Origin of the sequence: Pseudoalteromonas sp. S408, from assembly GCF_005886645.1 — a bacterium.
GTDB lineage: Bacteria > Pseudomonadota > Gammaproteobacteria > Enterobacterales > Alteromonadaceae > Pseudoalteromonas.
The window spans coordinates 38,487-58,615 of sequence record NZ_PNDY01000034.1 but is presented as its reverse complement, the minus strand read 5'-3'; the positions used below and the strand labels follow the sequence as shown (position 1 = coordinate 58,615).

Below are 20,129 nucleotides of genomic sequence, written 5' to 3'. Positions count from 1 at the left end.
CAACCCTTTTTTGAAGAAAACGTGAAAAAACATGTTGTTCGCTGGGAATTTAGGCTAAACGGTCAAAAAGGCAACTAAACCTACTCATATTTGACCTTTAAAGCTATTAAAGCTGATTGTTTGAAAGAAGCTTTTTATAATTGCTGCTTAGATTATCCAGAAAACTAATTGTTTAATTAAACATGGCCATTTAGATTTGTGGCAAATAAGTTCATCAGTCAGAAATTCAAGTGTGTAAAGTTAATACGCTATTACTACATATAATCTGTTATGGCTTTTTTCTGTTTATACCAATCAACCATCTCAGTCGTTACGATGTTATGGCGCTATTGAATAAATAACTTTTTCAGTAAGTAAAAAGTAACAATTCTCAATACAATTGCACTATTGTTTTCTATTCTAATCAGGCTGATTTACAAGATGAAAGGAAGGAGAGTTAATTTACTAATAATATCGAGCAAACGGTATATCCGGTTTGAGTGAAATTTAGACATTAAAAAAGCCGAGCATATGCTCGGCTTTTAGGTTTCTTTAAGACTTACTCTGCAGACTGTGCGTCTTCTTGAACTTCTTCGCTAGTCGCTGGGCGACCAACTAGTTCAATATAAGCCATTGGTGCATTATCACCAGTACGGAAGCCACACTTAAGAATACGAGTGTAACCACCTGGACGATCCGCATTACGTGGACCGATTTCACTGAATAATTTACCAACAACTTCATTGTCGCGCGTGCGAGCAAACGCTAAACGGCGGTTTGCTACACTGTCAGTCTTAGCCAGTGTGATTAAAGGTTCAATTACACGACGTAACTCTTTCGCTTTTGGCAAAGTTGTTTTGATGATTTCATGTTTCACCAAAGAACCTGCCATATTGCTGAACATCGCTTTACGATGGCTACTGTTACGGTTTAATTGACGACCACTCTTACGATGGCGCATGACCCTATCCTTCTAACTAAACTAATATAGTGATTTAGATTATTCAGCTAAACTTGCAGGTGGCCAATTTTCTAGGCGCATACCTAGAGAAAGACCACGTGAAGCTAGCACGTCTTTAATTTCAGTTAGAGACTTCTTACCTAAATTAGGCGTTTTAAGAAGCTCAACTTCAGTGCGCTGAACTAAATCACCGATATATTGAATTTGCTCGGCTTTCAAACAATTTGCTGAGCGTACTGTTAGTTCAAGATCATCGACTGGACGAAGCAGAATAGGATCGAATTCTGGTTTCTCTTCTTTCTCTTCTGGCTCAGTTACATCACGTAAATCTACGAATGCATCTAATTGCTCAGCTAAGATAGTAGACGCACGGCGGATCGCTTCTTCAGGATCTAATGTACCGTTTGTTTCCATATCAATGATTAATTTGTCTAAATCTGTACGTTGCTCAACTCGAGCTGATTCAACCGAGTACGCAATACGTTCAACTGGGCTGAATGATGCATCAAGCAACAATCTACCAATTGGACGCTCATCGTCATCAGAGGATAAACGACTAGATGCCGGCACATAACCACGACCGCGCTCAACACGAATACGCATGCTGATCTCGCTGTTACCTGTAGTTAAATTACAGATAACGTGATCTGGATTAGCAATTGTTACATCGCCATCGTGCTGAATATCAGCCGCAGTAACAGGGCCTACACCAGATTTAGTCAGGGTCAGAAAAACTTCATCTTTGCCTTCTAACGTTACTGCTAAACCTTTAAGGTTTAATAGTATTTCAATGATGTCTTCTTGAACGCCTTCTTTCGCGCTGTACTCATGTAATACACCGTCGATTTCTACTTCAGTTACTGCACATCCAGGCATAGATGAAAGTAATATACGGCGTAAAGCATTACCCAGAGTGTGACCAAAGCCACGCTCTAATGGTTCTAAAACTATTTTAGAACGCGTTGGGTTTATAGCGTCGATGTCGACTAACCTTGGTTTTAGAAATTCTGTAACAGAACCCTGCATTTTATCCTCTCTTAACTCTTAACTTTACTTAGAGTAAAGTTCGACGATTAGTTGTTCATTAATGTCCGCAGACAGGTCTGAACGCTCAGGTAGACGCTTAAAGCTGCCTTCCAATTTCTTACCGTCAACTTCAACCCAAGTCGGCTTTTCACGTTGCTCAGCCAACTCTAGAGCAGCGATGATACGTGCTTGTGTCTTAGACTTCTCACGGATTACTACAGTATCTTCTGGAGTAATTACGTATGAAGGAATGTTCACAACACGACCATTAACTAGAATCGCTTTGTGGCTTACTAACTGACGTGCTTCAGCGCGTGTGCTAGCAAAACCCATGCGATATACAACATTGTCTAAACGTTGCTCTAAAAGCTGTAACAAGTTTTCACCTGTATTACCTTTAAGGCGAGCAGCTTCTTTATAGTAGTTACGGAACTGCTTTTCTAGTACACCGTAGATACGACGAACTTTTTGCTTTTCACGTAATTGTAAACCGTAATCAGATAGACGACCTTTACGAGCGCCGTGCTGACCAGGTGCAGTCTCAAGTTTACACTTAGAGTCGATAGCTCTTACGCCGCTCTTAAGGAACAGGTCAGTACCTTCACGACGACTCAGCTTGAGCTTAGGGCCCAAATATCTTGCCATGTTATTTCTCCTAACCTATTGTTAAACGCGACGTTTCTTCGGTGGACGACAACCATTATGTGGTATTGGCGTCACGTCAGTAATGTTGGTAATACGGTAACCAGCAGCATTCAAAGCACGTACAGCAGATTCACGACCTGGACCTGGACCTTTGATGAAAACTTCTAGATTTTTTAAACCGTATTCTTGAGCAGCAGTACCTGCACGCTCTGCAGCAACCTGAGCAGCAAATGGTGTAGATTTACGTGAACCACGGAAACCTGAACCACCGGCAGTAGCCCATGATAGTGCATTACCTTGACGGTCGGTAATCGTTACAATAGTGTTGTTGAAAGAAGCATGAACATGAGCCATACCATCAGCAACTTGTTTTTTAACCTTTTTACGACGAATTGGTGTCTTAGCCATAATACTATCCCCTTATCGCTTAATAGGCTTACGAGGACCCTTACGGGTACGCGCGTTAGTCTTAGTTCTTTGACCACGAAGTGGTAAAGAGCGACGGTGACGTAGGCCACGGTAACAACCAAGGTCCATAAGGCGCTTGATATTTAATGTAACTTCACGACGAAGGTCACCTTCAACAGTGTACTTGCCAACTGCATCACGCAGTACGTCAAGTGTTTCGTCAGAAAGTTCACCGATTTTTGTGGTTTCGGCGATACCAGTCGCTGCTAAGATAGCCTTAGAGCGAGTCTTACCTATGCCATAAATAGCTGTTAAACCAATAACTGCATGTTTATGATCAGGGACGTTAATGCCAGCAATACGGGCCACTAACACATCTCCTATATTCGAATTTGGTAATCAAAAGTTTGAAAAGCCCGTAAGGATACTCAAACGAAGACCAAATCACTACTAAAAACACAGGCCGAGAAATCTCAGCCTGCACGACTGTTTACTTAGCCTTGCCTTTGCTTATGCTTAGGCTCACTGCAAATTACGCGTACTACACCAGCACGTTTAATAACTTTACAGTTACGGCATATTTTCTTAACGGAAGCACGTACTTTCATTGCTCAACTCCGTAAACTGACCTTATCGACCGTAGCCTTTAAGGTTCGCTTTTTTCAGCACAGAATCATACTGATGAGACATCAGGTGAGTCTGTACTTGTGCCATAAAGTCCATGATTACAACAACGATAATCAAAATTGATGTACCGCCGAAATAGAATGGCGTTTGCCATGCCATAGTCATGAATTCGGGCACCAGACAGATAAAGGTTATATACAAAGCACCTGCCAATGTCAGGCGTGTCATCACTTTATCAATGTATTTAGATGTCTGCTCACCTGGACGAATACCTGGGATAAATGCGCCAGATTTCTTAAGGTTATCTGCAGTTTCACGCGGATTAAATACCAACGCTGTATAGAAAAAGCAGAAGAAGATAATAGCCGCAGCTAAAACAAGTGAGTACAAAGGTTGACCTGGAGTCAACGTTGTAGCTACAGCTTGTAATGCATCAGCGACAGGACCTTCACCTTGGCCGAACCAGCTAGCAATTGTACCAGGGAACAGAATTATACTACTAGCAAAGATTGGTGGAATAACACCCGCCATGTTTACTTTTAGTGGTAAATGCGTGCTTTGAGCAGCAAATACTTGACGACCTTGTTGGCGTTTAGCGTAGTTAACAACAATACGTCGTTGTCCACGTTCGAAAAACACTACAAGATAAGTAACAGCGAATACTATAACCGCAACCATAAGTAGTACAAAAACATTCAAATCACCTTGGCGCGCCATTTCGACTGTCGAACCAATAGCAGACGGCAAGTTAGCTACAATACCAACAAATATTAGAACTGAAATACCGTTACCGATACCACGTTCTGTTATTTGTTCACCCAACCACATAAGGAACATAGTACCTGTTACTAAACTCACCACAGCGGTGAAATAGAAACCCATACCCGGGTTAACAACTAACCCGTTCATCATGCCCGGTAAGCTAGTAGCAATACCGATAGATTGAATAGTAGCTAGCACAAGCGTGCCGTAGCGTGTGTACTGGCTAATTTTTTTACGCCCTTGCTCACCTTCTTTCTTAAGCTCTATAAACGGAGGATACATATGCGTTAATAGTTGCGTAATAATCGAAGCCGAGATATACGGCATAATACCCAGTGCTAACACTGAAGCTCGCTCAAGTGCACCACCACTGAACATGTTGAACATTTCAACAATGGTGCCCTTTTGTTGCTCGAAGAAATCGGCAAGTACAGCGGCGTCAATCCCAGGGATCGGCACAAATGAACCTAGACGGTAAATTATGATAGCGCCCAATACGAAGAGTAATCGACGCTTCAATTCCGAAAGCCCACTTTGTGCACTTTGTGTATCTTGACCTGGTTTAGCCATTTGTACTTCCTTAGTCTTCTACCTTGCCTCCGGCAGCTTCAATAGCTTCGCGTGCACCCTTAGAGGCTTTAAGGCCTTTAAGTGTAACAGCGCGTGAAACTTCACCAGATTTAACAACTTTAACGAAAAGAACGTTCTTTTTAACTAGACCAGCTGCTTGTAACGCGCTTAGGTCTACCACATCGCCTTCAACTTTAGCGATTTCAAAAAGGTTAACTTCTGCAGATACTAAAGATTTGCGTGAAGTAAAACCAAATTTAGGTAGACGACGTTGCATAGGCATTTGACCGCCTTCAAAACCAACGCGTACTTTACCGCCAGAACGTGACTTTTGACCTTTGTGACCACGGCCACCAGTCTTACCAAGACCAGAACCGATACCACGACCAACACGTTTAGGGGCAGTTTTTGAACCTGCAGCAGGTGAAAGTGTATTCAAATGCATGAAATTAACCCTCTACCTTAACCATGTAAGAAACCTTGTTTATCATACCACGTACACATGCTGTGTCTTCTAACTCAACAGTGTGATTGATACGACGTAAACCAAGACCGCGTAATGTAGCTTTATGCTTCGGTAAACGACCGATAGAGCTTTTTACTTGTGTTACTTTTACAGTTTGATTAGCCATGGTTACCCCAGTATTTCTTCTACGCGAAGGCCACGTTTTGCAGCGATAGACTGTGGAGAATTCATATTCTCAAGAGCCGAAATCGTTGCACGTACTACGTTGATTGGGTTAGTAGAACCGTAACATTTAGATAGTACGTTCTGAACACCAGTCACTTCTAGTACTGCACGCATAGCGCCACCTGCGATGATACCAGTACCTTCAGAGGCTGGTTTCATGAACACTAGTGAGCCAGCATGACGTCCCTTAACAGGATGCTGTAATGTATTGCCATTTAGGTCTACATTGATCATGTTGCGACGTGCTTTTTCCATTGCTTTTTGAATAGCAGCTGGAACTTCACGTGCTTTACCATAACCAAAACCTACTTTACCTGCGCCGTCACCAACTACAGTTAGTGCAGTAAAGCTAAAGATACGACCACCTTTAACTACTTTAGACACACGGTTTACCGCGATTAGCTTTTCAGCTAGATCAGGCTGTTGTTGCTTTGCTTCTACGTTAGCCATTGTCTACTCCTAGAATTGCAAACCGGCTTCACGCGCAGCATCAGCTAGCGCCTTCACACGGCCGTGATATTTAAAGCCACTGCGATCAAAAGCAATCTTTTCGATGCCTTTGTCAGCCGCACGTTCAGCAACCGCTTTGCCAACTGCTTGCGCAGCTTCAACGTTACCGGTGCCTTTAACTGTTTCGCTAATAGCCTTCTCAACAGTAGAAGCAGCAGCCAGTACATTACCCTCAGCATTAATTACTTGAGCGTAAATGTGACGTGGCGTGCGGTGGATAACAAGACGCGTTGTGCCTTGTTCAATATAATTTCTACGAGTGCGTTTAGCACGACGTAGACGAGCTGTTTTTTTATCCATCGTCTTACCTTACTTCTTCTTAGCCTCTTTACGGCGTACATTCTCATCTGAATAGCGAACACCTTTACCTTTATAAGGCTCAGGTTTACGGTATGCACGAATGTTAGCAGCTGTTTGACCAACTAACTGCTTATCTACGCCCTTAACTAGAACTTCTGTTTGGCTTGGAGTTTCAATCGTAATCCCTTCAGGAACTGCGAAATTAACTGGGTGTGAGAAACCAAGTGTTAAGTCTAAAACTTTACCCTTAGCTGCAGCACGGTAACCAACGCCTACTAACTGAAGTTTCTTCTCGTAACCTTCATGCGTACCAACAACCATGTTGTTGATTAGAGCGCGAGCAGTACCTGCTTGTGCCCATGCATTTGCTACGCCTTCACGAGGTAAAGTTGTAATAACGTTGTCGTTAACTTGTACTTCAACTGCGTCGTTGATAGTACGAGTAAGTTCACCGTTTTTGCCTTTAACTGTGATTTCCTGGCCTTTCAATGTAACTTCTACACCGGCAGGAACATTAATTGGTGCCTTTGCTATGCGAGACATAGTTCCCCTCCGATTAAGCTACAAAGCCAATGATTTCACCACCAACACCAGCACTACGTGCTGCGCGGTCTGTCATTAGGCCTTTAGAAGTTGATACGATAGCGATACCAAGACCACCCATTACCTTAGGTAATTCGTCACGTTTCTTATAGATACGTAAACCAGGGCGACTTACACGCTGGATATTTTCAATTACAGCTTTGCCTTCGAAGTACTTCAACTCGATAGAAAGCTCAGGTTTAACTTCACCGTTAACTGCGTAGTCTACGATGTAACCTTCGTCTTTTAGTACTTTAGCTAATGCTACTTTCAGCTTTGAAGTTGGCATCGTTACAGATACTTTCTTCGCTGATTGACCGTTACGGATACGTGTGAACAAATCCGCGATAGGATCTTGCAAGCTCATAGTCTTACTCCCATGATTCTATTACCAGCTAGCCTTTTTAAGGCCAGGAATTTCACCGCGCATAGCTGCTTCGCGAACTTTAATACGGCTCATGCCGAATTTGCGAAGGAAACCATGTGGGCGGCCCGTAATGTTACAACGATTACGTTGACGTGCAGGGCTAGAATCACGTGGTAAAGCTTGTAGCTTAAGTACCGCGTCCCAACGATCATCTTCAGATGTATTAACATCACTGATGATAGCTTTTAGTGCAGCACGCTTTTCAGCATACTGAGCAACTAGTTTTGTGCGCTTTGCTTCGCGCGCTTTCATAGAATTCTTTGCCATAACCCTACCCTTATTTCTTAAATGGGAAGTTAAACGCTTCTAACAACGCACGGCCTTCCTCATCAGATTTCGCAGAAGTAGTGATAGTGATATCCATACCGCGTACACGGTCTACTTTATCGTAATCGATTTCTGGGAAGATGATTTGTTCACGTACGCCCATGCTGTAGTTACCACGTCCATCAAAAGACTTAGCACTTACGCCACGGAAGTCACGAATACGTGGGATAGCGATTGATACCAAACGCTCAAAAAAGTCCCACATACGCTCGCCGCGTAGGGTTACTTTACAACCAATTGGGTAGCCTTCACGCACTTTAAAGCCAGCAACAGATTTGCGTGCTTTAGTGATTAAAGGTTTCTGACCAGAGATTGCAGTTAAATCAGCTACAGCGTGATCTAAAATTTTCTTGTCAGCTAGGGCTTCGCCCACGCCCATATTTAATGTGATCTTTTCGATCTGAGGGACTTGCATGACAGAGCTGAAACCAAACTTCTCTTGAAGTTCAGCTACTACTTTGTCTTTATATACTTCATGCAGTTTCGCCATCATTCTACTCCAACTATTAGATAGTTTTACCAGTAGATTTAAAGATACGTAATTTCTTACCATCTTCAATCTTGAAACCTACACGATCTGCTTTACTCGTTTCCGAGTTGAAGATCGCAACGTTTGATGCGTCCATAGACGCTTCTTTCTCAACAATGCCGCCAGCTTGGTTCAATTGTGGAACCGGCTTTTGGTGTTTCTTGATCAAGTTTATGCCTTCGACAAAGATTCGACCAGATTCAGTAACAACTGAAAGCACTTTACCGCGCTTACCTTTGTCTTTACCTGCTAGTACGATTACTTCGTCACCACGACGGATTTTTGCTGCCATGATTGGCTCCTTACAGTACTTCTGGGGCTAGTGAAACGATTTTCATGAACTTGTCATTACGAAGTTCGCGAGTCACAGGGCCGAAAATACGTGTACCAATTGGCTGCAAGTTATCATTTAAGATAACAGCCGCGTTGCTGTCGAAACGGATCAGAGAACCATCTGGACGGCGAACACCTTTTCTGGTACGCACAACTACCGCGTTTTTAACATCACCTTTCTTCACTTTACCGCGAGGAATAGCTTCTTTTACAGAAACTTTAATGATGTCGCCAATCGCTGCGTAGCGACGGTGTGAACCACCAAGGACTTTTATACACTGCACTTTGCGAGCGCCGCTGTTATCAGCAACTTCCAGCTGAGTTTGCATTTGGATCATGTTAATGACCTCCGGTGTAGTAATTACAACGTGTCTTAAAATTGTTTAAAATCAAGACATTTCGATTAAATCCCACTCAAAAACAAACGAGTTGTCTCTTAAGGGCGGGCAATTGTACCAGCATTGAGCATGCAGCGATAGGTTATTTTTTAATTAATTTAAGGACTGAAGAAATTTTATTAACCTTGGTAAAGCTATGTGACTATTTTTTAAATGGTTATAAAATAAACAAGGCACTTAAAAAGTGCCTTGTTTATTTTACTAGTGGTTATTTAGCCAAATAGCCCTTTTAATTTGTCTTTTACTTTATCTTTGGCCTTCTCTTTCGCTTTTTCTTTTGCGTCATCGAGTTTCTTTTTAGCTTCATCTTTCAGGGCATTACTTACATCTAAATTTATACCCACATCGTGAAATGGTCCTTTTATACGCAATGGTATTTTAAAGCCTGTACTGTCATCGGTTGTGCCTTGACCTTCAATTGAATCCACAATGCCCGTTACCAAGCGGTAATCTACTTTAGTGAGGGGTAAATCCACATCCCCTTCACCGGAAATACGAATTAAAGGACTTATTAGCGACAGGTCTTTATTCTTACCCACGCCGTTTATAAAATTAAAGCTACCAGTAAGCGCAGAAAAGTCTGTTTGTTCAGCCTCTTCAAAACCAGTATCTAATCCCTCTGAAGCTGCGCCAAAGTTCCCTGATATAATTTCTTTACCTTTACGAACCATTTCAGCGACATTTGCTCCTTTTACCGCACCATCTGCAAATTTAAATCCTAATTGGCCATTAAGTGCACTTATAAACGATTTTTGACTTTGCCCAACTGTAGATAAATTCCAATTTAAAGAGCCTTTACCGAGTAACTTGTCAAAACCAGTTGCATCAGTTAATAACGGCTGTGCATCAATATCTGTTAAATTAAAGTTTGTAGCTATCTTATAAGGTACAATTTGAGCATCAATAGTAATTACACCTTTACCAGCGCCTTCATACGCTGAAAAGCTATCAAGGCTTAATTTAGCCACGCTATTTTTGAGAGCCACTGTAAATTGGTTTGCACCAAGCTCAATATCGTTAACTTTTAACCCGCTTGAACGAATAACTACATTAGCATCAAGTGCATTTAATGCGCTTAAATCAATTTGAGTGTCATCCCAAACAATTGGCTCTGCCGGTTTGCTATCGTCTTCAGTCGGCTGTTCTTTTTTAGCAACGGCATCTGGCAAATAGGGATTAAGATCGAGCATCCCCAAATCTACATTTGCATTAATGGCTAAACGGTTACCTAAACTAATTTCGCTTTTACCTTTAATTTGAAGTTCATCAAGCGTTGCAGTTAACTCTTCAAGATTGAATTTTTCACCCAGTAAATGCATTTTACCATTTACACTAAATGCATTAAACGCATTATCTTTCGCATTTAGGTCAACCCCCTGCCATTTAGCAATATTTTTTACCGACTCGCCATTGAGTGCTAATTGACCTTTTATGTCTTGCCCTTGTTTTGCGATTGAGCCATTAAATGTCAATTCAACCAAGCGCGAATCTAAATTTTGCGATACATTAAAAGCCTGACCTTCAATCGCTTTGGCAGGAGTATCGAGTTTTAAATCTAGTTCAAATCGCTCCTGCATATAGGTAATCCCCCCTTTAACTTCAAGGGTTTTACGTAATGAAGGAAGTAAAATAGCCAGCTCTAAATCGCTAATTTGCTGCTTGGCGCCCGTTTGACCATCTAGATATGTAAATGTACCGCCATAAATAGCGACCTCACCCAGCTCAATATCAAAGCTAGCAGGTAGCTTAATTGCCTCACCAGGCTCAGTTTGCTCTGTTGGTTGCTCTGCTACAGCATCAAACAACTGCCAGTTAGCTTTACCATTTTTATCTGTCTCTAATAAAATATCGGGTTCGTTAATAACAAACTTATCAAGCTTAAACTCACCGCCAAATAACGAGAACCAAGGTATATGTATCGCTAACTGCTGCATACTTGCCATATCATTTCGCGAACCTGTTTGCATATTAGCAAAGTGGACATCATTCAACTCTAACTTTAGTGCAGGAAATACACTAAGCGTTTTGTCACCCTTAATTGTTAGCGTTCTTCCCGTCGTTTTTTGAACTTCCTCTGATACTTTATTAAAAATGGTATCGGTAGGAATTAAAAAAGGCGCTGCCACAATTAAAGCAATACAGAGTAAGAGTATTACACCAAAAATTTTGAGTAAGGTTTTCATGTTCGTCCTTTAAGCGGTCAAATTATGTTTTTATCATAGCGAGTGTTAAGCCTAAAAGCATTGCTATAGATACAAAAAAGCTCATAAAAGCAGTTTACTTATTTCATATGAATCGTTCCTGAAACATTTTGATACCTTTAGGTTACAAAAAATAATTGACTCATTGATACCTCAAGGTTACATTGACACCCAGAGGTTACATCATGTTAAATTTTAAAAGGAAATGATATATGTCAAATCATGATATTAAAAATGAAGAAAAGTTTATGGGCCAAAATGCTTGGTTCTCATTATTCATGGGAGTCACTTTATTAATCATCAGTGTTTACCCACTGCTTACTCAAACATCAGCCCCACTGTTGTTTTTTGGCACTGCTGCTTTTTTAGGTTCATTCTGTATGTTTGTGATCAGAGGCGGGTTTACATGGAAAATGAAATACCACCTTACCTACAAAGATGAGTACTTAAACACCATCGACACCATTGCCTATAAACATGTAGTCCTTGGCTTACTTTTTAGCATGGGTGGCGTTTACTTATTCTCAGATGATTTGGCTTTAGAAGTGTCTCACACCATGATGGCCTCGTTTTATCTTGCTGTAATGTGTTTAATATATGGCGTATCAATTCTTTGGCAAAGCAAAGATTAGGAACAAAAGTGCAAAATAACATAGCAAAATTTCGTAAAGAGGCAGGGCTTTCGCAGCAAGAACTTGCCGATGCTATAAGCGTATCGCGTAAAACAATAAGCACTGTAGAAACAAATCGATTTACGCCGTCGGTGATTATAGCGCTTAAAATTGCAGCTAACTTTAACGTGCCCGTTGAGAGCCTCTTTATATTAGATGAGGCTGATTAATAACCGAGCAGATTAGATTAACCCCAATTTTAAACACCATAATATTGCAGCGCGCAGGACAGCGCTGTTGTTATTAGCGTATTTGAGCTAAAATAAACAATGCTAATACATATATATAAATCCGGAGTATCTACAAGGCATGAAAAAACTGCTAATTTCACCGTCAAAAATGACACTAGGCGAGCAAGAAAATCAAATCTATCAGAACATTCTGAAACAATCTTCAGAATTAAGCCTTAACCTTATGGCCGTGAAAGTAGAAAACCATCCTGATGATTTTTTACCTTGGTGTTACGAGCTATTAAACGCAAGCAGAGATCGTATTAACTACGATCTACTTGAGCCGCAACAGCTACCTGTTCTTAAAAAATTGCATGATCAGCTTATTTCGGCTATCAGCTTTTTACAAGTTAAAACGCTTCGTGTAGCCCCTTGGCCTGTGGTAAGTGTATTTATAGAGCAACATAAAGACGTTATTGCACTTGATGAGCAACTTCGTTTAGCAAGTTACGTAAAAAGTATTCGTGAGCAATCATTAAAAGACATGATCCCTGAAGACCTTCTTGCTTTTACTGGCAAGCATATGGCTTCACTTGATCCAAGCACATACGACTTTGATGTTGAGTGGTTTGCATCGACTAAAAGCGCTAAAGCTTTTCATCAACTCATTGGTGATTTACCGGGTGCGTTTGATGAAGCACTGGCTAATATTCCTCTTGAAGGTGACATTACCCATTACGAGTACCAACAATTCGTAGCCGCTTACACCAAAGTATTTACTGATAGCAGTGAAAAACCAACACTTGCTCCGGCAACACGACTACTTGCAATGCGTCGTCCTGATATTTTTACGCCAATTACAAATAGCCGTTTAGACGCATTATGCTCAGCGCTTGCGGTTACTAAACTCAAAAATAGTGATTTTGAGCGTTACTGGCAAGATATTGTAAAAGGCATTCAAGCTATGTCATGGTACAAAATGGCAAATGCTTCAAATGAACTAGAAGAGCAACTAGTGTCAATTAAAGCGCTTATTCCGTGCTTTTTTTACTACGCGGATAACAAAACACCAGATAGCTCTAACTATATTAAATTACTTAATAAACCAAAGCGTAGCACCACTAAAACGGGTAAAACACAACGCAGAGGTAAAGAGTCGGCTGAAATTTTAGTTGACCGCGCTTTAGCTGCTGATGATATTCCTGAGCACATTCGTAGCAAACGTGATTCAATAATCAGCGAAGTTCAAAAAGGTCGCAGTGTAAACGAAACAATTAGTCTAATGCGCACCATATTTGGCTAAATAATTCTAAACAAGCTGTACTTTCATGGTGCAGCTTGATTATTTTATGCACCAGCGATGTGCGAAGAAACATTCCCTCCTTGTAATTAAAAATACACAACTCAAACACAACCTACTGTTAATAAACAATAAAATTTAAATTTCAAACAAAATAAATCAAGCTGGCATACACAGTGCAATTCTATTCTCAGTTAAACAATAAAAACGCATAAATCAAAAGGCTACGGTACTTCATAATAAAAAGCCTTCCTATGCAAAAAATCATATAACGGGAAATGGAACATGTTAAAACTAAAAAAAACAATCGCTTTTAGCGCCGTAGCATTAATGGCTGCCACATCACTAACATCAACAGCAGTAAATGCTGAAGTGTCTGCTAATGTAGCCGCTACCTCAAACTACTTATGGCGTGGACAAGAACAATCTGGTGGCGACGCAGCTATTTCTGGTGGTATTGATTACGCTGACGAATCTGGGTTTTATGCTGGTACATGGGTATCTAATGCATCTTGGGCTGACGAAATGACCTACGAGCTAGATTTTTACGCAGGCTTTGGTGGCGATATTAGCGAAGGTGTTAGCTACGATGTAGGTTACATTTATTATGCTTACCCAGACGCGGCATCAAGTGCAGATGCTGATTTTTCAGAAATTTACGGTAGCATCAGTGTTGAAGGGTTTACCTTTGGTGCATCAGTGCTTGCTACGTCAGCGGCAAGTGGTGACGGTACAGACTTTGGTGACTCACTTTATTTAACAGCTGATTACGGCTTTGCTGTTGGCAGTAATGGTACAGAAATGGCTTTACATATAGGCCATTACTCGGGTGATTTCATTGGTGACGAAGACATCATTGATTACGGTATCTCTGTATCAAAAGATGGGTTTACGTTTGGCGTATCAGACACTGATATGGACGAGTCAGATGTGAAAGTCTACGTTGCTTACGCTGTAGACTTCAGCCTATAAACAAACATGTGTTACTTGCTGCAACTGAAGGGCCTTTTGGCCCTTTTTTTATACTAAGGCAAATTTGTTTAAGTATTCATGATTGTATAACTAGAAGGTAGGTTCTTACTATGTTAAGTGAATTGGACTTTTCAAAGCTTAGGCTTTTGATTACTAAGGACAGTAAAAATGAAACATAAAGTGTTAATTACTATTTCTGTTATTGCAGTTAGTTTTGCGATTATCCTCACATTACATTACTCACCAGAGCCTAATCTATCGGTTCAACAATCAGCTATCGAATCCAACAAAAACATCCCAGTAATTGATATGAAGCCCATACAAACTTTATCGACAGGTAAAAACGTGTTGCCCATCACCGATAAAAGCAATTCAATAACACAAGAACAGTTAGATAAACCAGAGCAACAAGTCTTAACTGCTGAAGTATTTTCTGATGAGTTTGTCTCTACCGAAAATGGCAAAGAGTTTGTGTCAAAAAAAGCATTAGATGACGTATTTAAAAATGACACCTCACTATTGCTGCAACGCATGTCTGATATTGAATACTCTGAAGTTGCCCAGATACGTAAAGATAAGTTAAACGAATTTATTATAAATGAATTAAAAGACGTTACCATTTTACAACAAGACCTAGAGTGTGCAGGAAAGGTTTGCGCGATAGAACTTACTTATACGCAAAGTAGTAACCAAGCATCTATTGACACCCTTTCAAGCTTTTCTAAAAACTATTCTTTTCAGCAATTTACTGAAACCGAAAGTGGTGATAAAAAACTAAAAGCATTGTATATCGCAACAGATAACCCTAGCGGTTTAAGCTTATCTGATAGCTAATTAAATGAATGGCTGTATTTGCATTAGATACAGCCATAATAACGTGATTATTAAGCTCTACTCCTGATTAGGTCAATCATATTAAAACCACATAGCAACAATAGGACTTAGTAATACGGCTATTACTTTTACAATGCCCACCTTTGTTAACAATCGGTTACAATTGAATAAAATTAGTACATACTTTTTCCTATATTATTAATCTATCCATTGGTATCACGTGTTTACCAAATCACATATAGGTTATTAAGGAATAATAATGAAATCACCTAACGCATTTAGCGCCCTACTCGATATTTACATTAGCCCAAGTAAAGCTTTCAATGGTGTTGAACACGCCAAAGGTTGGTCATGGCTTGCTTTTATAGCAATCTCTTTAGTTTCAATGGCGAGTATTTATATTTTTTATTCTACCGTTGATATGCAGTTTTTGATTAACGAGCAAGTTGCAGCTGCAAGTGTTGATGCAACAATTGGCGAGCAAAAAATGATTCGCCAAAGCATTGAACAAAACGCCGAAATACAAGTATGGATTAGCATGATATCAATCGTATTAGGTACTGCAATCATAGCCGCGATAATGGCTGTGTATTATATGCTCATTGCTAAATTAGACCCAGAATCAGAGCACAGCTATGGTGCTTGGTATGGTTTTACTATTTGGACAATAATGCCAAATATTGTTTTAAGTCTAGGTACGCTAGCGCTTGTACTTAGTGCAAGTACCGATCAAATATCTCAAACAGCAGTATTTAACTTTGATTCAATTAATCAGCTTGTTGTTGGGTTAGAACCCGGCAGCCCATTTTATACATTACTAGAATCATTAAAGCTAAGTAGTCTTTGGGGGATTGGACTAGGAATGGTTGGCTTAAAATGTTGGACAAACTTTTCAACAAATAAAGCGTTACTTTTCTCGGCGCTTCCAACATTGGTTATTTTTGGTGTTTGGGCAATTATTGCTGCAATGTAATTAATAAGCAGAGGTATTTTACCTCTGCGCTACTTATTCACGGACAGATGTATATATGAAAAAAGCAATAATAATAACGATAGCTGTAGTCGCGTTTATAGGCCTAATAGTTTCTAAGCAAGTAACAGATGATAAAAAGCAAGCACTAGTAAATATTGCACAGGTTGAGCAAGGAAGTATTGCTGATTCAATCATGGCGTCGGGCAATCTAGTTTTTAATACCCAAGTGCAATTGCGCTCTGAGGTAACTGGTCGTGTCGATAAGGTTTTTGTAGAAGAAGGGCAAAGCGTTAAGCAAGGGGATATTTTAATGCGCCTTGATACAACGGCCTTCGAATCAGAAGTAAACCGAAACCAAGCTGTTCTTCGTGCAACCGAAATTGAAATAAAACATAGCCAAACTCGTCTTGCTAATTTAGAGCGTCAATTAAAAAGGCAAAAAGAGCTATACGATGTTGGATTAGGAAATCAAGAAAGCTTTGAAAATATAAAAAGCGCTCGCGATCTAGCAAAAATAGATATCGAATCACGCAAAGAGTCATATAACCAAGCACAAGCGTCGCTTCAAATAGCACAAGATCGCCTAAGTAAAAGTGTATTTAGAGCGCCAATGAGTGGCTTACTAGCCTCGGTTAATATTAAAGAAGGCGAAACGGTTATTGCAGGCACAACTAATATTATTGGTTCAGACCTTATGCTTGTTGCCGACCCTAGCGCTATTTTAGCAGAGCTTCGAGTTGATGAAACAGATATAGCCAGCATAAAACTAAATCAACAAGCTGATATTTATGCCGCAGCTTACCCTAACAAACCTTTTAGCGGCAAAGTCATTAATATTGGTACATCAGCTAAAAACCAACCAGGGTCGCAAGGGCTTTCTTTTAGAGTTAAAGTACTATTAGACCCAACAGATCGCCAGCTTTATGCAGGTATGAGTTGCCGAGCAGAAATTGCTACAAGCATTGCCGAAAACGGTTTAAAGCTCCCTATTGAAGCAATACAAAAAGAAGAGGGTAAAACCTTTGTATGGCGCTTAAATAGCGATAATACCGTGAGTAAAGTAATAGTAAGTGTTGGTATTTCGTCTGACATTGAGCAAGCCATAACAGAAGGGCTAAGCAAAGGCGATAATGTGGTTATTGGCCCTGCTCGACCAATTAGTAAGCTGCGAGAAGGCGATGTTGTTTCACTTAAAAATGATGCAGACGAGGAAGCAATATAATGTCTGCGGTAATTAAGTTAGAACACATCAACAAACAATATGTAATGGGCGAGCAGGTATTTAAAGCGTTAGATGATGTAAATATCGTCATGAATGAAAATGAATATGTAGCCATTATTGGCCCTTCAGGCTCAGGTAAATCAACTTTAATGAACTTACTTGGCTGCTTAGATACCCCCACTAGTGGCGATTACTTTTTAAAAGATAAACTTGTAAAAAGTATGACCGAAACCGAACTTGCGCATCAACGTAATGAAAGCGTCGGATTTATTTTTCAAAGCTTTAACTTATTGCCTAGGGCAACTGCACTTGAAAATGTAATGCAACCTTTGGTTTATCGTTTTATACCCGCAAAACAACGCAAACAAAAAGCACTTGAAGCATTGCAACGGGTTGGTCTTGGCGACAAGGTTGATCACCTATCCAGTCAGCTTTCAGGTGGGCAACGTCAACGTGTAGCTATTGCTCGCGCATTAGTAACTAAACCACATATTTTACTAGGAGATGAACCCACGGGGAATCTTGATAGTAAGACCACAGCAGAAATAATGACCTTGTTTGATGAACTACATAATGAGGGGCACACTATTATTTTAGTGACCCACGAGCAAGAAATTGCAGACCATTGCCAACGGGTTATCCGCTTGGTAGATGGTAAGGTAGTGAGTGATGTAAAAAAAGGCGAAGGAGAAAAACAACATGTTTAAATCTGCCATTGCCATTATGGAAGGAACAAAAGCAGCATTAATGGCTATTAAGGCCAACGCAATGCGCAGCGCATTAACCTGTTTAGGTATTATTATTGGTGTTGCAGCCGTTATAACTGTGGTTGCAGTTATGCAGGGCTTTACTAAACAAATTAACGATCAACTTGCTGACATGGCACCCGATGTAACCTCAATCAAACCATTCACAAGCATTGAGCAAGAAATGGTTGGTAAAAACGCAAAGCTGACTTACTCCGACTTTTTAACACTAAAAGCACGCATAAAAGAAGCCGAAACACTAACCGCGCTTATGTTTACATGGCGTTTTTCTGGTGGCGCTGAATACGGAAATAAAAGTCATTCATCACGGGTAATGGGAACCGAACAAGATTATCAAAAAGCATACCGTACGTTTCCAGAATTAGGCCGCTTTATTCGCGCGGAAGATGACGAAAAACGCCGTCGGGTTGCGTTTATTGGTCCTTCTATTATTGAAAAGTTAAATTTACCCGACAACCCCGTAGGAGAATATATCAAACTTGGTGGCGAATGGTTTAGGATCATTGGAGTAGCCGAAAAACAAGGTAGCTTATTTGGCTTTGATCAAGATGATTATATAAATATTCCAATCAGTACTATGAGCGCGCTAGAGGGCGCTAGCAGCACGAGTAACGTACAAATAATGTTTAGACTTAAAGAAGGGGTCGATGAAGAGCTTACTTTAGCCAAAATAACACGTATTTTACGCCAATTACATAAATTAAAAGACGGTGAAGAAAACGACTTTGAATTTGAAACCGCAGAAAAAGCCCGTGCTAATGTTGATAAGTTTACGGGGAGCGCTACGGCGATCACTGCCGGTATTGTTGGTATAAGCCTTGTTGTAGGAGGTATTGGCGTAATGAATATCATGTTGGTATCGGTGACTGAGCGCACCCGAGTAATAGGTACACTTAAAGCATTGGGCGCAACACCCGGCTTTATTATGCTACAGTTTTTGGTGGAAGCAGTGGTACTGTCGTTGTTTGGCGGATTAATTGGCCTAGCTATAGGCTATGGTGCTGCCACATTTATTTCGTTTATTGTTCCCAGTATGCCCGATGCTTACATACCTGGTTGGGCTGTGATGTTATCGTTCGGTTTTACGTCTCTCATTGGTATTGTATTTGGCTTAGCCCCCGCTATTAAAGCAGCAAGGCTAAACCCTATTGAAGCATTACGATACGAATAGTTGGCATCAATCGCTACTCAGCTTTAAAAGGTACCTTAGTGCAGCTTACTTCAACTGTTTTAGGGTACCAAGCTGGGCCTACCTGATTAACTACAATCTCCGCCACTCCATTACTAAATGACTTATAAGTATGCACCGTCTGCCATTGTCCTTGCGGGCAATGCTCACTCAAATCAACCGCATCAGATCCCTCATACAAAGCTAAAGCAAAATTATGATGCCACTGAGAGCTATTATGTGATTGATTGTTAACTTTTTCAGGTACACCATTATCAAAATAAATATTTGTGCAACCAGTTAACATAGCAAATGTAATACTGCCTAAAATTAATTTAAGATTCATAACGCCTCCTGCGTATTTTGCTCTTCACACCATACTTTTACTGTGTGTGGTGAATAAATACCAAGCGTAATTAAACTCAACGCACCATCGCTAAATGTTTGCTGCGACTGCATTTGAGCAGCTTGTGTATCTGTACAAATCTGTTTTACATCCACGCGTTCCTCCCCTACTAACCCCCATAAGTAAAATGGACGGCTATCCTCGTAGGTTGCTTTACTTGTAATTTTTGCGATAGCGTGTGGCTGTATGGTAACGGCAGAACAGGCGCTTAAGCCTAATACTACAAACCCCATTATTAATGATTTCATGTTTGTCCTTGCTTGGTACTCACTTTCAGTAAATAAACTTTACAGTAACCCAGTAACTTAATGCGTAAGAAGCTGTGTGAAAAATGTAGCCAACCTTACAGATTTCAAACAGTTTTTTACAC

The 20,129-nt window shown here is 40.4% G+C and carries 29 protein-coding genes; 9 read left to right on the top strand and 20 right to left on the bottom strand.

The window, feature by feature from the left end:
* Window positions 1-538: 538 nt before the first annotated feature.
* From rplQ to CWB62_RS17885, 18 genes are all read right to left on the bottom strand, one after another.
* Window positions 539-940 carry a 50S ribosomal protein L17 gene (gene rplQ / locus CWB62_RS17970; RefSeq protein WP_006794892.1) on the bottom strand — a complete coding sequence of 134 codons (402 nt, stop codon included), beginning with the start codon at window positions 938-940 and terminating at the stop codon, window positions 539-541.
* Between the two features lie 39 nt (window positions 941-979).
* The gene (locus CWB62_RS17965) at window positions 980-1,966 is read right to left on the bottom strand and encodes a DNA-directed RNA polymerase subunit alpha (RefSeq protein ID WP_008127834.1); all 987 of its coding nucleotides are present in this window, start codon (window positions 1,964-1,966) and stop codon (window positions 980-982) included.
* Window positions 1,967-1,990: 24 nt separating this feature from the next.
* Window positions 1,991-2,611, bottom strand: a complete 621-nt coding sequence (gene rpsD, locus CWB62_RS17960; RefSeq protein ID WP_002959461.1) for a 30S ribosomal protein S4 — start codon at window positions 2,609-2,611, stop codon at window positions 1,991-1,993.
* 21 nt (window positions 2,612-2,632) lie between these two features.
* Window positions 2,633-3,019 carry a 30S ribosomal protein S11 gene (gene rpsK / locus CWB62_RS17955; protein ID WP_002959471.1) on the bottom strand — a complete coding sequence of 129 codons (387 nt, stop codon included), beginning with the start codon at window positions 3,017-3,019 and terminating at the stop codon, window positions 2,633-2,635.
* 12 nt (window positions 3,020-3,031) lie between these two features.
* Window positions 3,032-3,388 carry a 30S ribosomal protein S13 gene (rpsM, locus tag CWB62_RS17950; protein WP_006794252.1) on the bottom strand — a complete coding sequence of 119 codons (357 nt, stop codon included), beginning with the start codon at window positions 3,386-3,388 and terminating at the stop codon, window positions 3,032-3,034.
* Window positions 3,389-3,513: 125 nt separating this feature from the next.
* Window positions 3,514-3,627: a 50S ribosomal protein L36 gene (gene rpmJ, locus CWB62_RS17945; protein WP_002959476.1), complete on the bottom strand. Its 114-nt coding sequence runs from the start codon at window positions 3,625-3,627 to the stop codon at window positions 3,514-3,516.
* A gap of 22 nt (window positions 3,628-3,649) precedes the next feature.
* Entirely contained in the window at window positions 3,650-4,978 is a 1,329-nt protein-coding gene (gene secY / locus CWB62_RS17940; protein ID WP_058403567.1) for a preprotein translocase subunit SecY, read from the bottom strand.
* 10 nt (window positions 4,979-4,988) lie between these two features.
* Window positions 4,989-5,423: a 50S ribosomal protein L15 gene (gene rplO / locus CWB62_RS17935; RefSeq protein ID WP_006794250.1), complete on the bottom strand. Its 435-nt coding sequence runs from the start codon at window positions 5,421-5,423 to the stop codon at window positions 4,989-4,991.
* Between the two features lie 4 nt (window positions 5,424-5,427).
* Entirely contained in the window at window positions 5,428-5,610 is a 183-nt protein-coding gene (gene rpmD, locus CWB62_RS17930; RefSeq protein WP_002959482.1) for a 50S ribosomal protein L30, read from the bottom strand.
* Between the two features lie 2 nt (window positions 5,611-5,612).
* Window positions 5,613-6,119: a 30S ribosomal protein S5 gene (gene rpsE, locus CWB62_RS17925; RefSeq protein ID WP_006794249.1), complete on the bottom strand. Its 507-nt coding sequence runs from the start codon at window positions 6,117-6,119 to the stop codon at window positions 5,613-5,615.
* A 9-nt stretch (window positions 6,120-6,128) separates the two neighbouring features.
* The gene (gene rplR, locus CWB62_RS17920) at window positions 6,129-6,479 is read right to left on the bottom strand and encodes a 50S ribosomal protein L18 (RefSeq protein WP_006794248.1); all 351 of its coding nucleotides are present in this window, start codon (window positions 6,477-6,479) and stop codon (window positions 6,129-6,131) included.
* Window positions 6,480-6,488: 9 nt separating this feature from the next.
* Window positions 6,489-7,022: a 50S ribosomal protein L6 gene (gene rplF, locus CWB62_RS17915; protein WP_006794247.1), complete on the bottom strand. Its 534-nt coding sequence runs from the start codon at window positions 7,020-7,022 to the stop codon at window positions 6,489-6,491.
* Between the two features lie 13 nt (window positions 7,023-7,035).
* Window positions 7,036-7,428 (bottom strand): 30S ribosomal protein S8, encoded by a 393-nt coding sequence (gene rpsH / locus CWB62_RS17910; protein WP_006794246.1) that lies wholly within the window; start codon window positions 7,426-7,428, stop codon window positions 7,036-7,038.
* Between the two features lie 21 nt (window positions 7,429-7,449).
* On the bottom strand, window positions 7,450-7,755 hold the full coding sequence (rpsN, locus tag CWB62_RS17905) for a 30S ribosomal protein S14 (protein WP_006794245.1): 306 nt from the start codon (window positions 7,753-7,755) through the stop codon (window positions 7,450-7,452).
* A 10-nt stretch (window positions 7,756-7,765) separates the two neighbouring features.
* Entirely contained in the window at window positions 7,766-8,305 is a 540-nt protein-coding gene (gene rplE / locus CWB62_RS17900; protein WP_006794244.1) for a 50S ribosomal protein L5, read from the bottom strand.
* A gap of 16 nt (window positions 8,306-8,321) precedes the next feature.
* Complete coding sequence (rplX, locus tag CWB62_RS17895) at window positions 8,322-8,636, bottom strand: 50S ribosomal protein L24 (RefSeq protein WP_006794243.1); 315 nt, start codon at window positions 8,634-8,636, stop codon at window positions 8,322-8,324.
* A gap of 10 nt (window positions 8,637-8,646) precedes the next feature.
* Window positions 8,647-9,015, bottom strand: coding sequence for a 50S ribosomal protein L14 (gene rplN, locus CWB62_RS17890; protein WP_002959498.1), 369 nt, complete (start codon window positions 9,013-9,015; stop codon window positions 8,647-8,649).
* Window positions 9,016-9,287: 272 nt separating this feature from the next.
* A complete protein-coding gene (locus CWB62_RS17885) occupies window positions 9,288-11,258 on the bottom strand; it encodes an AsmA family protein (RefSeq protein WP_138530249.1) in 1,971 nt (656 codons plus the stop codon).
* Between the two features lie 230 nt (window positions 11,259-11,488).
* Here CWB62_RS17885 and CWB62_RS17880 point away from each other — a divergent pair, with 230 nt between their 5' ends.
* The 9 genes from CWB62_RS17880 to CWB62_RS17840 all read left to right on the top strand — a co-directional run bounded on the left by CWB62_RS17880 (window position 11,489) and on the right by CWB62_RS17840 (window position 19,356).
* Complete coding sequence (locus CWB62_RS17880) at window positions 11,489-11,908, top strand: hypothetical protein (RefSeq protein WP_058403570.1); 420 nt, start codon at window positions 11,489-11,491, stop codon at window positions 11,906-11,908.
* An 8-nt stretch (window positions 11,909-11,916) separates the two neighbouring features.
* Entirely contained in the window at window positions 11,917-12,117 is a 201-nt protein-coding gene (locus CWB62_RS17875) for a helix-turn-helix transcriptional regulator (protein ID WP_058403571.1), read from the top strand.
* Between the two features lie 139 nt (window positions 12,118-12,256).
* Window positions 12,257-13,420, top strand: a complete 1,164-nt coding sequence (locus tag CWB62_RS17870; protein WP_138530247.1) for a hypothetical protein — start codon at window positions 12,257-12,259, stop codon at window positions 13,418-13,420.
* Between the two features lie 282 nt (window positions 13,421-13,702).
* Entirely contained in the window at window positions 13,703-14,389 is a 687-nt protein-coding gene (locus CWB62_RS17865) for a TorF family putative porin (protein ID WP_138530245.1), read from the top strand.
* Between the two features lie 168 nt (window positions 14,390-14,557).
* Window positions 14,558-15,223 carry a hypothetical protein gene (locus CWB62_RS17860; RefSeq protein WP_138530243.1) on the top strand — a complete coding sequence of 222 codons (666 nt, stop codon included), beginning with the start codon at window positions 14,558-14,560 and terminating at the stop codon, window positions 15,221-15,223.
* Window positions 15,224-15,482: 259 nt separating this feature from the next.
* Window positions 15,483-16,196: a YIP1 family protein gene (locus CWB62_RS17855; RefSeq protein WP_138530241.1), complete on the top strand. Its 714-nt coding sequence runs from the start codon at window positions 15,483-15,485 to the stop codon at window positions 16,194-16,196.
* A 55-nt stretch (window positions 16,197-16,251) separates the two neighbouring features.
* Window positions 16,252-17,418 (top strand): efflux RND transporter periplasmic adaptor subunit, encoded by a 1,167-nt coding sequence (locus tag CWB62_RS17850; RefSeq protein WP_138530239.1) that lies wholly within the window; start codon window positions 16,252-16,254, stop codon window positions 17,416-17,418.
* A complete protein-coding gene (locus tag CWB62_RS17845) occupies window positions 17,418-18,125 on the top strand; it encodes an ABC transporter ATP-binding protein (RefSeq protein ID WP_058403577.1) in 708 nt (235 codons plus the stop codon). The genes CWB62_RS17850 and CWB62_RS17845 overlap by 1 nt, the downstream gene beginning before the upstream one ends.
* Window positions 18,118-19,356: an ABC transporter permease gene (locus CWB62_RS17840; RefSeq protein ID WP_138530237.1), complete on the top strand. Its 1,239-nt coding sequence runs from the start codon at window positions 18,118-18,120 to the stop codon at window positions 19,354-19,356. The genes CWB62_RS17845 and CWB62_RS17840 overlap by 8 nt, the downstream gene beginning before the upstream one ends.
* Window positions 19,357-19,369: 13 nt before the next feature.
* Here the strand turns inward: CWB62_RS17840 and CWB62_RS17835 are convergent, their stop codons facing one another.
* Entirely contained in the window at window positions 19,370-19,699 is a 330-nt protein-coding gene (locus CWB62_RS17835) for a Bor/Iss family lipoprotein (RefSeq protein ID WP_058403579.1), read from the bottom strand.
* Entirely contained in the window at window positions 19,696-20,007 is a 312-nt protein-coding gene (locus tag CWB62_RS17830) for a Bor family protein (RefSeq protein WP_058403580.1), read from the bottom strand. The genes CWB62_RS17835 and CWB62_RS17830 overlap by 4 nt, the downstream gene beginning before the upstream one ends.
* Window positions 20,008-20,129 lie beyond the last annotated feature (122 nt).